The following is a 14,503-nucleotide window of genomic DNA, read 5'->3' as shown; positions in this document are numbered from 1 at the left end:
TTACTGAGCAACTATACCTATGAGTTTGTATCTTTAAATGTGATAGCGATCGCCTCAAGTATAGACCATAGTCTAAATTAGATTTTTTTTTATATCAAATTATGATAAGCTTTTCCCAAAAAAATTATGTAATTTTGCGTATAATCGAAAAGTGTATGCTCAACCTATAAAAGTCTGTTAATTTGATATTTTAGATTTGAGATTGTAGATAGACTGTACTCACAACTCAACTGGTAAAAAATAATCTAAACACTAATTCTCAATTCGCTCCATCCTATCCCTTGTGGGATGGCTCGTCTGCAAAATCACAAGAGACGATAAATCCCCATTGATTTCTCTGGAGAAAAGATGTATCTAGCACATTCATTAATCAGTGATAGCAAGCAGCACCACTCTCAGCAGCCTTTAATTTTGGCAGTGGAAGATAATGATGATAATCTTTTGCTGATTAGTTATGCTCTTGAGTCACTTGGCTGTCAATTCATCTGTCAATCAGACAGTTCCTCAACATTTTTGGTAGCTAAAGAGTATCAGCCAGACTTGATCATGTTAGATATTTTGTTACCTAGCCTCAGTGGAATTGAAGTTGTACGTTATTTGAAGGAAGATTCCCTAACTTGTAAAATTCCCGTACTCGCAGTGACGGCTTTAGCCACTAGAGAAGACAGAGAACGTATTCTTAAGGCTGGATTTGATGACTACATTAGCAAGCCATTTTTGATTGAAGATTTAGAAACTGTAGTTCGCCGTCTTTTGAGGGGAAAACTAGAGCCTTGTTTCAATGATGAGCGACTAGAGGCTAGGGAATAGGAAAATAAGTCTGAATTATATTCAGCACTCACACTTCGACTTACCTCGACTCCGCTCGGTACAAGTCGCTCAGTGTATAGCACTCAGCACTCAGCAGTTTCTTCGATACTTTTTGGTAGTCGCACTGTAAACACGCTGCCTTTACCTAGTTCGGAAGCAACGGTAATATTACCACCGTGGGCTTCAGCAATTCTGTAGGAAAGATGCAACCCTAAACCGCTACCAGAGCGTTTATTTCTCCCTTGACGAAATCGCTCGAATATACCTGCTTGGTCTTCGGGGGCGATACCATAACCAGTATCTTCCACGGCAATGATTACCCAGGTTTTGTCTTTGGGGTTGTCTGCTTGCTCAGAAATCCGAATTGTAATTCCGCCTGTATCGGTAAATTTGATGGCGTTACCCAGGAGGTTGTTGAACACACGGCGCAGTTCTAAAGGATCACCCATCACCACGCCGGGATTTGTGGGATTGTTGGCTAAACCACTGGTGTCTACTGTGACATTTAAATTTTTCTCATTCGTCAGGGGCGCTAACTCACTGACTACTTCTTGAATGATTTCGGGTAAATTGCAAACATCATCGTTGAAAGTCTTTTTCCCTGCATCCATACGAGACACTTCTAGCAAGGTATTGACCATTTGCATTAAGTTTTTGTTGCTGCGAATCATGACGGAGATGGCTTGTTTCATTTCCGGCGAAATTTTGCAGAATGTCTCTTCCAGAAACAAACCCAGCATTCGATCTGCTGCTACTAAGGGAGTACGCAAATCATGGGTAAGACGCGATACAAAGTCTTCCCGTTGGCGAGCCATTTTGTCTTGTTCGTCTAAACTGCGCTTGAGTCGCAACAGCGATCGCACTCTTGCTAATAGTTCATCTGTATCAAAAGGTTTGCGAATAAAATCATCTGCACCTGCATCTAGTCCATCCACTACACTAGATTCATGAAAGGCTGTAATTAACAGAATGGGAATATAAATTTTAATCGCTGGGTTCTTGCGAATGCGATCGGTAACTTCATAACCATCCATCCCTGGCATCATCACATCCAGCAGAATCAAGTCCGGCGGAGACTTTTCCACATATTCTAAAGCTGATTTCCCGTCAGTTGCTAAATCGATCTGATAGCCTTCACTTTCTAGAATTGTTTGCACCAAGATCAGGTTATCTTTAGTGTCATCAACGGCAAGAATGCGATCAACTTTTTGAGACTTTTCCACAACAGACATGATTGATTTACTTTTGTGCTAGGGATTTATAGTTTTAAATTGGGATACCTCATCGATGAGCGACGAGATGGGGGGGAAGATTTATGGGGATTATGGGCCGAGAAAAAAATATGTTCACCATCAACATTTAAAGCCGGGATTTTTCCGGCTATATCTTTGGCTAATATTTGTCTGGGTAACTCGATTTTAAACATTGAACCGACTCCTAATTGGCTCTCGATCAAGATTTTGCCATTCATCATTCGTACTAAGGAATCGACAATTGCCAAACCCAAGCCTGTACCGGGATATTTGCGCGTCAGGCTTTGATCCACTTGGCGAAAGGCTTCAAAAATGTGTTGAAAATCTTTGGGAGCGATACCAATACCTGTATCACGAACTGCGATCGCTATGCGATTTTCTGGCAGTTCTTCAACTTCTAACCAGATAGAACCTGTTTCGGTAAACTTGATGGCATTCGACAGTAAATTTACTAAAATTTGCCGCAAACGTACTGAATCATTAAATACCCAAGGATTTTCTAAATCTATCTGGACTTGCAAAGCTAATTTTTTAGCTTCTGCTAGAGATTGCATTTCTTTGACAGTGCTATTTATGACTGTCGTTAAATCAAATAATTCGGCTTTTAATTCCAGCCTGCCTGCTTCTAATTTGGAAAAATCCAGAACTTCATTTAATAACATTAATAAATGCTTCCCATTATTGAGAATGCGCTCGACCATATCGGTTTGTTGAGGCGATAATTGACCGAATTTTGGTCGCAATAAAATTTGTGAAAACCCAATAATTGCATTCATTGGTGTCCGCAATTCATGGGACATCGTAGCTAAAAATTGCGTTTTTAGTCTTGATGCTTCGATTAATTTTAAATTTTGCAGTTGAATTTGTTGTCTTTGTCTTTCGAGTTCTTGATTTTTGCGGATCAGTTGTTCATGACTTTCTTTTAACTGTTGCAGTGCTAAATTTGCTTGCATTTCAGCACGGTATACCCGCATAGCATTGCGTAAAATTTGCGCCAATGTTTCGGAAGATACCCGTGATTTGGCCAAATAATCTGTCGCGCCAGCTTTCATCAATTCAACAGCAATTTGTTCATCACCTTGTGCAGTCAAAACCACTAAAGGAACTTTGATTTCTGATGCTTGTACCCGACGAATCAGTGTTAAACCATCTTGATCTGGCAAGCGATAATCTAGGAAAACACAATCAAAGGTAATACTCGCCAACGCTAATAGTGCTTCATGGCCATTATCAGCCTCTGACAGTTCCATTTTGACACCTGCTTGCATCAAAGCACGGCGTACTGCCATCCGGTCTACTTCATCATCGTCTACAACCAAAATTCTCAGCGTTTCTTCCATTTGTTTTTATTTTCACTGTCCAATGCGGTTTATTGTCTATCATTTTTATTCTGTGTCTATCCAAATAAAAAATTTTGAGATGTTAGTTACAGGTTTGGATATACGAATTCAAGGAACATCTTTTAAATGGACATTATTATATTGATTAACAAAATAATATCTCAATTCGGTAATTATCTTGATTCTGATTATTAGTCTTTGTTTAAAAAATTTAGTTTGTACATATTTCCTATCAATTTTTAGTTATTTAAGGCATTTCGCACAATATCCAGTATTTATTCAATGTAGTCATTGTCTCAACGAACTTATTGAATGTGAGTGGTTTGAGGATATATCCTGCAACGTTTAAGTTGTAGGCTTGTACCCTATCTTGATCCTGATTTGAGGTAGTCATAACTACTACAGGCGTGGTACATAATTTTGGATCAGAACGCAATTCTTGCAGAAATTCGATACCACTCATTTTCGGCATATTTAAATCTAGTAAAATCAAGCGACGCTCATTTGGTACACTTGGGTTTTGATCATAGTCATTCCGCAACATCTCTAGAGCTTCTAAGCCATTACTTGCTAGATACAGGGGATTAGTAATATTAACTTTTTTAAAGGCACGCTTGACATTCATCACATCAACTTCATCATCCTCCACTAGTAATATATTAATCACTCTTTCCAGCATGTTTTTCGGAAACCACTCGACTTTTTGTGATTATGAGTTAAATCACTTATGAAAATAAACTTGATTATTAATAATTAATTAATTACAATAATTTTATTATTACTAATTAATAACTTAATAATCATAAGCGAAAAAGCCTGATTTAAGCTCACTATCATTGTAAATGAGCCTATTAATGCCTGTCCTCAGCCATTAGTGAGAGTTGTAAACAAATGTTTTGCACCATCAGCTTGAGCCGTTTGACTCTCTTATTCCATCTTGGCTAATCAACAATCCTGGCAAATGACCTGCTAATTCACACTATTATTCCTTCTGAGGCTATTTATAAAGTAAATATTCAGTAGGATATGTTACGGCTATATCAGGATTGTGGTACTTAAGAGCTTGAAAACTAGCCTGAACGCAGAATCTTTCTCGGTGCGTTTAGCGTTGCTACAACGCAGTCTACAATTTAAGATTTACTATAGCAATCCTATTTGATATGTGAATAACAGAGGCAAGGGTGACAAGGTAAACAAGGGAGAGATGTTTGTAATTCATTGAGGATTGCGATATTGTTCGTTCAGAATCAAGGTCTTGAGTGGAAAAAGTAAAATTTAACCAGCCGCTTGTTTCTCAATATTGCCACTTGATGATCTACAGATTTACTGATAATAGCAAGGGTGATCTAGCAGTCCTACTTGATATGTGAACAAAAGAGACAAGAAAAACAGATTAGACAAGAGAGAGATGTTTGTAATTCATTGAGGATGGCTATACCAATTCTAGAATAAACTGTACTCTGTAAATGATGTAGAAATGTTGTACACAACCTCTCTACAATAACTATCAATGATTACGCTAAATATTACGAAAGGTTATTAAAGGCGAGAAATTGAGATAAATATTTCATATTTGGTTGTAGAATATCCATACATCTTTGGCTAGATATTTGTATCTATCCATTTTAAAAACTGGGAAAATCATACTTCTATCGGTGGATGCAAAGGCATTGGCAGATCATCTATCTTTGGTTTGGAAAAACATAGATTAATTTATTGACAAAAGCGTACTTCATAAGACGCGAATAGTACGAAGAGTGAGTATAGTGATGAACGAAATCAGCATTATTTTAATTGAGGATCACGATTTAACCAGAATGGGGCTAAAGGCTGCATTACAGTCGCAAAGCGGGTTGAAAGTAATTGGAGAAGCTGCTAACGCCACCCAAGGAATGAAACTGTTGGAAACGGCAAAGCCAGATGTTGCAGTAGTAGATATTGGCTTACCTGATATGGATGGGATTGAACTCACCCGCAAATATAGACGTTATCAAGCTGAGACGGGACAAACAGCTACCAAAATCCTGATTTTGACAATGGATCACACAGAGGATGCAGTATTGGCGGCTTTTGCGGCGGGTGCAGACTCTTACTATATGAAAGAAACTAGTATAAGCAAGTTAACAGAAGCCATCCAAGCAACTTACAGTGGTAACTCTTGGATTGATCCAGCGATCGCTAATGTAGTATTACGCAAAATGCGCCAAGGTATTCCCGGTGAAGCCCAAAATGGTGACAAACCCAAGACCGTGAAAATTGAAGCCTTAGCCACAGAATACGAACAAGTTCTCGAAACCTATCCCCTGACTCAGCGAGAATTAGAAATTTTAGAATTAATCGTTGCCGGTTGCAGTAACGGCCAAATTGCCGAAAAACTATACATCACCGTTGGTACAGTTAAAACCCACGTCCGTAACATCTTAAACAAACTCTGCGCTGATGACCGTACCCAAGCCGCCGTGCGTGCGTTACGTTCTGGGTTAGTTGCCTAAGTAGTTGCACAAAATTAAATTCATTCGTGGAGGTAGGGAACAAGGAACAGTAAGAGAATGTGTGTAATGAATTCTGTGTGAATATCCACCATCAACTGTTGGCTATTGCTTATACAAACCAGAATTCGCCGCCCACAATCACCCCAACCTTGACTGCAAAATCTCAGTAATTCGCCTAGCCGCACCTGGTTGACCCATTCGCCGCAAACCATTTTCGGCGATGATTTGTAAGCTGTCAGGATGTTGTAGCAGCGATCGCAACACCTTCGCTGCTTGTGATGGTTGCTCAACTAAAATTAAAGAAGAGCCTAAAAGACGGCTTTGGGCTTCGGCAAAAGCATAATTATATTGTGGCCCCTGGCCGGGAATTGCGATCGCAGGCTTGCCTAGACCAACAAATTGTTCTGTAGCAGTCCCCGCCATTGCGATCGCCACATCTCCCAAATGTATACAATCGTTATAAGCTTGTTGAGAGATTAGTAAATAAGCATTGCGTTGCTGATAAATTAAAGTATTGGCATCAGGTAGAGAAATCGGGGCTGTTGTGTGGGGTCGCCAACCTTGGACTTGTAAGCTAGAGGTGAATTGGCTGGTATCTAGACTGGGTGCGATCGCTGCTAAAAACACTACATTACCAGAACTATGCCCTGCTGCATCTCGTTCTTGAAAACTAGCCAGCAGTGCAGATACAGCTTCTAGAATTAATTGCCAATTTTGATAAGCTTCTGGTGGGCGAGAACCAGGAAGCAGCGTGACAACTAATGGTCTTGCGAGTTCTTGTTGTTGGATATCAGCAGTGTAAAATCGTTGCAAGGGAAAACTAGGTTCTAAGTTATCCATCATCGGATTTCCCACATCAACAGCCGGAATCGGCCATTGTTTTAAGATTTCCGTAGTCAAACTATCTCTGGGAAACACCGCCCGACAACGGCGACGACTCATCAACCAACGTTCCCAAGGATGGTAAATTGAACCAGAAAAATTTTCCCACCGTGCAGATTTAGATTGGCGTGGTAACAATCCTGTTTCATCCTGCACATAATACTCAGATTTTGCTGTGCCAACAAAAGCATAATTCGCGCCGCTAAAATAGGCAAACAACAACGGGACAATATCTCCCACCGCTAAAATTGCTGCTTGTTTACCTGATTTTTTTTGCGAACTCACCCACCGCCGCATCGCTTGAATTTGACTGAGAGTCAACTGTACTAAACCGCCGCGCACATCCCGCATCAGTTGGCGGTTATCCATATATATGAAACCACCAGAAGGCATTGTCTGTACTGCACCAATCAAAGGAATACCCAAATTTTGATAAGCATGTCCCTCACCCACCAACGGTAAAGCAAACATCTCTGGTGGTTTTGATTGTTGCTGGAATGCTTGCACAATTCGGACTGCGATTATATCTTCGCCATGACCGTTACTTAAAAATAGTAAGCGTAACCGAGAACTTGCAGATGGTGAATGACTCATACGAAACAAAACATCAAGATTAACTGTCAACATAATTTGTAATTGATAATTCGTAATTAACCCATAGAAGTTAGCTAGGGGTTTGAAGCTTATTACTTCCGTCAATAAATTGAGGGAACTACTGTGGTTTTGGTTAAACCCAATCAACACAGTAGTAGCGTAGGCTGGCATACTTCAATTACGAATTACGAATTAGTAATTATTTGTTATGCAAATTTCTAAAACCGCAATTTTAACTTTAGCTACTTTAGCGGCTAGTAATGCCACTCAACAAGCACTAGCTGTACCAACTACCCCAGCCAACGAGACTAAAAAAGATGTCGTAGTTCCGGTAATTGAAGAAACTCCCATACGCACAGAAGCCATTTCAGCGCCGGAAACCGTCGTTACACCGCAATTTTCCCAAAAATCCATAGTTATTAATAAAAAATCTCCTGTAGTACTGACTCCAGTTAATCAAAGCAAGACTACTTTACCGACAGATAATAACTTAGTCGTCACTGCTACAGATGTCCAGATAGTAGGCGCAACTGCGGAATTGCAAGAAATTGTCCGCCGCGTGATTAAAACCCAGCCTGGGGGAGACACCAGCCAAAACCAGCTACAACAAGATGTCGCCGCAATTTTAGAGACTGGTTTATTTACCAGCGCCAATTTTAATAGCCGCAGCACAGCCGCAGGGTTGAGTGTAACTTATCAAGTGCAACCAGTAATAGTGCGATCGCTGCAACTTTCCGGTGCAAAGGTACTAACTTATCCAGTCGTTCTCGAACGTTTTCAACCACAATTTGGTAGCGCCATCAGCCCCGCCGGACTGCAAAAAGCCGTGGAACAGGTCAATAAATGGTACGCCGACAACGGTTATAACTTGGCGCGGGTGCTATCAATTAAACCCAGTCGGGAGGGAATACTTAACATCAACGTCGCCGAAGGTTTAGTAGGCGATATTAAATTCCGCTTTGTCAACGATGAAGGTCAAACTGTAGATAGTAAAGGTAATCCCGTTACTGGACGGACTAAACCAGAATTTTTACGGCAGCAAATTAAACTGCAATCAGGGCAAGTATTTCAAGAAAAATTAGTCCAGCAAGATATTCAACAACTATATCGTACAGGTTTATTTTCGAGTGTAAATGTTGCTTTAGAAGGTGATGCCAATAAATTAGATTTAGTTTATGAACTTAAAGAAAATGGCGCACGAGCAATTAATTTGGGTGGAAGTTATAACGCTAATCAAGGCATTATAGGTACTGTTAATTATCAAGACCAAAATGTTGCCGGGAAGAACAATATTTTAAACTTGAATGTGGGTGTTAGTAGTCGTGATTTGCAATTTGACGGGAAATTAATTAATCCCTATCGTCCCAACAATCCTGACACTTTAGGTTACACCATCAACGGTTTTCGTCGCCAAGAACTTTCCGAAACCTTTGACGACACTATTAAGTTAGCCAACGGTGATAAAGTGCGGGAAGGGCAAATTGGCGGAAGTGTCAGCTTGCAAAGACCGATTGATGGCTGGGATGCTTCCCTCGGATTGAATTATACTCGGACAACAATCCGCGATCGCCAAGGTAATATCAATTCAACCGATGCCCAAGGTAATCCCTTATCTGCCAGTGGTACAGGGATTGATGACTTAACTACTGTATCTTTTACGGCCGCTAAAGACAAACGCGATAACCCACTCAACCCGACTCAAGGTTCCTTACTCAAATTAAGTACAGAACAATCAATTCCCATCGGTGAAGGTAATATCTCCCTCAACCGTGTCACCGCCAATTTCAGTCAATATGTGCCTGTCAAAGTATTTGACAGTAAACAACCGCAAGTATTCGCTTTAAATGTCCAAGCTGGTACAGTCATTGGCGATTTACCACCTTACGAAGCCTTTAATTTGGGTGGTTCCAACTCTATACGCGGTTACGATGCAGGCAAAGTCGGCAGTGGACGCAGTTACGTTTTAGCTTCCGCAGAATACCGCTTCCCCATCTTACCCATTGTTGGTGGTGTGGTATTTGCTGACATCGGCTCAGATTTGGGTTCTGGTAGCACCGTTTTAGGAGATCCGGCGGGTGCGCGTGATAAACCCGGTTTTGGTTTTGGTTATGGTGCAGGTGTGCGCTTAGATTCCCCACTAGGGTTAATTCGGGCTGACTATGGTATTAACGACCAAGGCGAAAGTAAAGTGCATCTAGGCATAGGTCAGCGATTTTAAAATAGGACTTACCCACCAAGATTGTCTGTGAAGATTGGGTGCAAGGGTGAAAGGGTTTGGGGTGAAAGGGTTTTGGATACATACATCCCTACATTCTTTCATCCTTGGCTAAATTCTTGATTTTGTGGCTAACTGCGTAAGTCATAAACTATTGACTGTGGGTAAATATAAGGGTATTTAAATGCTTAATATCCTGTCAGTCATCAACCATGTCTACCGCACAAAACAAAGCCATTGCCCTGGAATTTTACCAAGCCTTTGACAATGGCAGTGTTGAACAAGCCAAAAAAATTATCGCCGCAAATTTTATCGCCCATACAACAGGCGCATCGCAACCTCTCGATTTTGATGGTTTTATCGAGTATGGGTTGATGATGCGTAATGCTTTTCCTGATGGAAAGCATACATTTGCAGATGTGATTGTGGAGAATGATAAAGTCGTTACCCGTGGCACATTTAGCGGTACTCATGCGGGAGAATTACTAGGTTTTCCACCCACAGGTCAGCAAGTGGAATTTGCCGTGATGCACATAGACCAGATTGTTGACGGCAAAGTTGTAGAACATTGGGGACAAGCCGATATCATGGCTTTGATGCAACAACTGGGTATTCTTCCGCCATCAATGTAATCAGCACTTTCAACTCAGTACTTTGCTATATGAGCAATCACAGTAATAGCGATGATTTATGGACGTAGTTCCAAATTTGATGTTTAAACTACTGAGATACGTAAGTCTTTTTTTCATTACAGCTTGTTTGCTATTGGCTTGTCATAGTTCAGCGCCAACAAAATTACAACGTCCGCCTTTGAAAGTGCTATTTGGCTCTTTTGTTGGGGAGTATCCAGGAATAATTGCACAAGAAAAAGGATTCTTCCAAGCCCAAGGGGTAGATGTAAAAATCGTTTATAAAAGATACGGATACGCCAAATTGGAACAAGCAAATTTCAGTGCAGGTAAATATGATGGCATTTCATTATCATTAGGAAGTTTCATCATTTTGAATGCCACAAATCCTGATATTCAAGGAGTGATTGTGATCGATGAATCAACAGGTGCAGATGTGGTAGTTGCCAAATCACAAATTAAAACTGTTGCTGATTTGAAAGGGAAGAAGCTAGGGGCAAATCTCGGTGGTTTTAGCGAAGTTTTTGTGACGGAAATGTTGAAAAGTGCAAACTTAACTAGTGATGATATCAGCTTCGTACAATCAGAAGCTTTAGACATTCCTCAACGTCTGAAGAATAATGTGATTCAAGCCGGACATACTTGGCAACCTCATCTTGCAGAAGCTGTGAAATTAGGGGGACATATTCTATTTTCCAGTAAACAAACCCCTGGCTTGATTTTAGATATGATGGTCTTTCGTAAAGATATCATTCGCGATCGCCCCGAAGATATTCGTGGATTTGTGCGGGCTTGGCTGCAAGCCTCGACTTATTGGGAAGCCCATCTTCAGGAAGGAAACGCTATCATTAGCAAAGCCTTAAATATTCCCAGTCATACTCTGTCTCTAGAGGGAATAAACCTCACTGATTTAGCCGAGAATCGCAAATTTTTTCAATCTAGTAACCCTCATTCCATCTACAAAACTGCCAAGATATATGCAGACTTTTTTATTCGCGCTGGAAACGTCACACGCCTTCCAGAGTTAAAAGGTTTGTTTAATTCTACCTTTGTGAACCCTCCCTCATAATTTAAAGCTATGCAGCGAACATTTTTGGGTGGTATTCGGAGTAAGTTAATTGCTTCGTTTCTGATTGTGGCTTTGATTCCCTTGCTGTTATTGTCTTGTATCAACAAACAAACAACAGAAACAGCACTGACTGAAAATGCAAAACAGGCTTTATCTGCGGCGGCTAACGAAACAACTAATAGAATCGATGCCTTTATTGATGCCAATCTGAATGCGGTGCGGGTAGAAGCAATTTTACCAGGATTGGCACGCTACCTGAGCTTAACTCCACAACAACGAAATAATAGCCAGGAAATGCAATTGGCGACAGAAACTTTAATTCGTCTCAGTCGCAAAGATATGCTGAATATTCTCTCGTATTCTTTGCTCGATTTAAATGGGAAAAATGTCTTGGATACCCACACATCGAATATTGGCACAGATGAATCAGCCGCAGATTATTTTCAACAACCACTGCAAACTGGCTTATCTTTTGTTTCTAGCATGAAGCGATCGCCGCAAATTCCTGAGCTTGTTACCCTGTTTTTTAGTAGCCCAGTCCGCAATGCCAAAGGTGAAATATTGGGTGTATTGCGTGTTGCCTACAATGCAACTGTGGTGCAGCAATTAGTTACGAGAGAAACTGAACGGGCTGGGGCTAAAGCCTTTGCGATTCTGTTAGACGAAAATCATATTTATCTGGCACATAGTACAGCACCAGAACTACTATTTAAATCAATTGTACCTCTGCCTTTGGAGGTTGTGACGCAACTCCAAAAAAAAAAGTCTGTTGCCTAATGATCCTGTCGAAAAATTAGCAACTAATGAGTGGCAACTCAAGCAAGCATTGGATAATAAACAGTCGTATTTAATTACATCTTTATCAACAACAGCCAATCAGGTAAATTTGATTGCGATCGCTCATTTAAAATATCAACCTTGGTCTGTATTATTTATTCGCCCCCTAGCAATTGCCCTAGCACCCGTAGACAAGCAAATTACTGATGCTATGTTGCTGTTTGCTTTGATTGCTTCGACAGTAACAATCATTGCCTTTGCGATTGGTCAACTATTCACAAAGCCAATCATATATCTGACCAAGATTGTTGCTCAATTTACCGCAGGTAACTTAGATATCCGCGCCAAAATTAACTCTAAAGATGAAATTGGTCAATTGGCGACATCTTTTAATAATATGGCACTTCAATTACAAACATCTTTGGCAACTTTAGAACAACGAGTCCAAGAGAGAACTGCCGAGTTAGTCATTGCTAAAGAAAATGCGGAAGATGCAAATCGCAAACTCGAAAAACTAATCAATCTTGATGGCTTGACTCAGGTAGCGAATCGACGCTGTTTAAATATAAAACTACAAGCAGAATGGAAGCGCCTTGCACGAGACCAACAATACCTATCACTAATTTTATTTGATGTTGATCAATTCAAACTTTACAACGATTATTATGGTCATCTTGCAGGTGATGATTGTCTGATCAAAGTAGCACAAACCGTTCAAAATGTTGTTTATCGTCCGGCCGATTTGGTAGCACGTTACGGTGGCGAAGAATTTCTCGTCATCCTACCCAATACTGATATAACAGGAGCGATAAATGTAGCCCAAAGAATTCAGCAAGCAATTCATGATCTGGCTGTTCCCCATGTCAAATCTGATGTTAAGAAGATTGTTACTGTGAGTTTGGGGATTAGTTCTATGATTCCCAAGTTAGACATCAAGCCAGATACACTCATCGCTGCGGCTGACGAAGCACTGTACAATGCTAAAAAACAGGGACGCGATCGCTATTGTAGCGCCGAGGTGGGAGATAGTTCACAGTTACATAAATCCGGCTGACTCGTATAATCTCTGCACCATTGCCGTAATTCTTGCCCCATAATCTAAATCTGCTGACCAACGACCAGAAAGTTGACTAACTAAAGGTGCAATTCCCCTTGTGACAAAGCGAAATCTAGGGTCAACCACTTCATTTACCAACGGTTCTAAACTGGCGTAAGCTTTTAAATGTTGAATATGCGCCCTGACTCCAATTCTGGCACTTTCAAACGCAGCTGCATCAGAACCACCGCCAATGCTACCAAGTCCAGCAAAGTTGTTTTGTTCTGGTCTAATATCACCACCAAAGCGTAAAAAACCTGTTTCAACACACATTTGGCAAAAGGCGATATCGTAATTCACACCTTCAATTGTGGCTTCTTCTCGATACAGTTTTGGAATGTCAGGAAACTTAGCTAAAGCAGTTTCATTGTTATTTCGCAGAAATAGTTGTAGCTGCACTTCGGAAGTATTGCCACGGGAGATAATTTGATCAATTTGACCAGGGCAAATTACTAAATTTGAACGTAATTTAACAGTACGTGTGGCGCTATCCCAAGCAACAGAAATATTAAAATCTCGGAGTTCTACAGCTTTGACATATACAACTCGGCGATATGTAATTCGGTTGACATTTTGGGCTGTTGTTAAATCAATTCGCAAGCGGTCTACTAAATCAATGGGAATATAAGCATTACCATTAACTAATATTCCTTGTTCTGAGTAGTTCTGACCGTTGATGTTGATATTAATCGATGGATAGGTTTGTTCCGTGGGAGTTCCTGGTGTGGGGTCAATAACACGACTCCAAGAAGCCAAACCATCAGCGATACCCAAAGCAAAATCACGGCGGCGGTTTTGCAGCAAGGCGCGGTCATCGGGGCTGCTGAGAAATCCCACCTGCATTAATAATGAAGGCAGTGTCGTTTGACGACAAAAAGCTAAACGTCCCAAGCCACTATCGGTATCTGGTTTGACTCCGCGATTGGGTAATTGGGGAACACGGCGTAATAAACCAACTAACAGCAGTTCACCATTACTTTTACGCTCATTATTACTGGCAATATAAAATACACTAGCTCCACGCACCGTTGGGCTACTAGCTGCATCAGCATGAATTTCCAGGGCGACATCTCCGCGACGACCACGAGAATTAATCCAAGTGATGGTGTCGGCGGCGCTTAAATCATCAGGAACAGCCAAAACTTCAAATGTCCGCGCCCGCAGTTCTGTAACAATTAAATCTCGCAGCAGAATCATTTCTCTGGCTTCCGTAGTTCCCCCAGCAATTGAACCTGGATCGATTCCTCCTGCTTCTTTGCCTCCGTGTGCCGCCGAAATAAAAATACGCCCCATCTTCAGTATTTCCTCTTAAAAAGTTAAGCGTAAGCAATTCTATACATAATTCT

10 protein-coding genes and 1 pseudogene are annotated in these 14,503 nt (G+C 40.8%); 6 read left to right on the top strand and 5 right to left on the bottom strand.

What is annotated here, in order from left to right; all coding sequences use genetic code 11:
- Window positions 1–348 precede the first annotated feature (348 nt).
- Complete coding sequence (locus tag ACX27_RS23090; protein WP_062295855.1) at window positions 349–810, top strand: response regulator; 462 nt, start codon at window positions 349–351, stop codon at window positions 808–810.
- An 83-nt stretch (window positions 811–893) separates the two neighbouring features.
- Here ACX27_RS23090 and ACX27_RS23085 read toward each other — a convergent pair whose 3' ends face one another.
- From ACX27_RS23085 to ACX27_RS23075, 3 genes are all read right to left on the bottom strand, one after another.
- Window positions 894–2,042: an ATP-binding response regulator gene (locus tag ACX27_RS23085; RefSeq protein WP_062295854.1), complete on the bottom strand. Its 1,149-nt coding sequence runs from the start codon at window positions 2,040–2,042 to the stop codon at window positions 894–896.
- 26 nt (window positions 2,043–2,068) lie between these two features.
- Complete coding sequence (locus ACX27_RS23080) at window positions 2,069–3,403, bottom strand: ATP-binding response regulator (protein ID WP_062295853.1); 1,335 nt, start codon at window positions 3,401–3,403, stop codon at window positions 2,069–2,071.
- 247 nt (window positions 3,404–3,650) lie between these two features.
- Complete coding sequence (locus tag ACX27_RS23075) at window positions 3,651–4,082, bottom strand: response regulator (RefSeq protein WP_062295851.1); 432 nt, start codon at window positions 4,080–4,082, stop codon at window positions 3,651–3,653.
- A 1,090-nt stretch (window positions 4,083–5,172) separates the two neighbouring features.
- Here ACX27_RS23075 and ACX27_RS23070 point away from each other — a divergent pair.
- Window positions 5,173–5,895: a response regulator transcription factor gene (locus tag ACX27_RS23070; RefSeq protein WP_062295850.1), complete on the top strand. Its 723-nt coding sequence runs from the start codon at window positions 5,173–5,175 to the stop codon at window positions 5,893–5,895.
- A 138-nt stretch (window positions 5,896–6,033) separates the two neighbouring features.
- Here the strand turns inward: ACX27_RS23070 and ACX27_RS23065 are convergent, their stop codons facing one another.
- Window positions 6,034–7,371, bottom strand: a complete 1,338-nt coding sequence (locus tag ACX27_RS23065; RefSeq protein WP_062298519.1) for a lipid-A-disaccharide synthase-related protein — start codon at window positions 7,369–7,371, stop codon at window positions 6,034–6,036.
- A 208-nt stretch (window positions 7,372–7,579) separates the two neighbouring features.
- Between ACX27_RS23065 and ACX27_RS23060 the strand changes: the two genes are divergently transcribed.
- The 4 genes and pseudogenes from ACX27_RS23060 (at window position 7,580) to ACX27_RS23045 (ending at window position 13,115) form a co-directional block, all read left to right on the top strand.
- Window positions 7,580–9,589, top strand: coding sequence for a BamA/OMP85 family outer membrane protein (locus ACX27_RS23060; RefSeq protein WP_062295848.1), 2,010 nt, complete (start codon window positions 7,580–7,582; stop codon window positions 9,587–9,589).
- A gap of 209 nt (window positions 9,590–9,798) precedes the next feature.
- Window positions 9,799–10,218, top strand: coding sequence for an ester cyclase (locus tag ACX27_RS23055; protein WP_062295846.1), 420 nt, complete (start codon window positions 9,799–9,801; stop codon window positions 10,216–10,218).
- 79 nt (window positions 10,219–10,297) lie between these two features.
- A complete protein-coding gene (locus ACX27_RS23050; protein WP_062298517.1) occupies window positions 10,298–11,284 on the top strand; it encodes an ABC transporter substrate-binding protein in 987 nt (328 codons plus the stop codon).
- A 9-nt stretch (window positions 11,285–11,293) separates the two neighbouring features.
- Window positions 11,294–13,115: pseudogene (locus ACX27_RS23045) on the top strand (diguanylate cyclase).
- Here the strand turns inward: ACX27_RS23045 and tftA are convergent.
- Entirely contained in the window at window positions 13,098–14,450 is a 1,353-nt protein-coding gene (tftA, locus tag ACX27_RS23040; RefSeq protein ID WP_062295844.1) for a hormogonium tapered terminus morphoprotein TftA, read from the bottom strand. The pseudogene ACX27_RS23045 and the gene tftA overlap by 18 nt on opposite strands.
- Window positions 14,451–14,503 lie beyond the last annotated feature (53 nt).

Source organism: Nostoc piscinale CENA21, from assembly GCF_001298445.1.
GTDB classification, from domain to species: Bacteria; Cyanobacteriota; Cyanobacteriia; order Cyanobacteriales; family Nostocaceae; genus Nostoc_B; species Nostoc_B piscinale_A.
The sequence above is the reverse complement of the archived record's forward strand: the minus strand, read 5'-3'. Positions and strand labels throughout refer to the sequence as shown.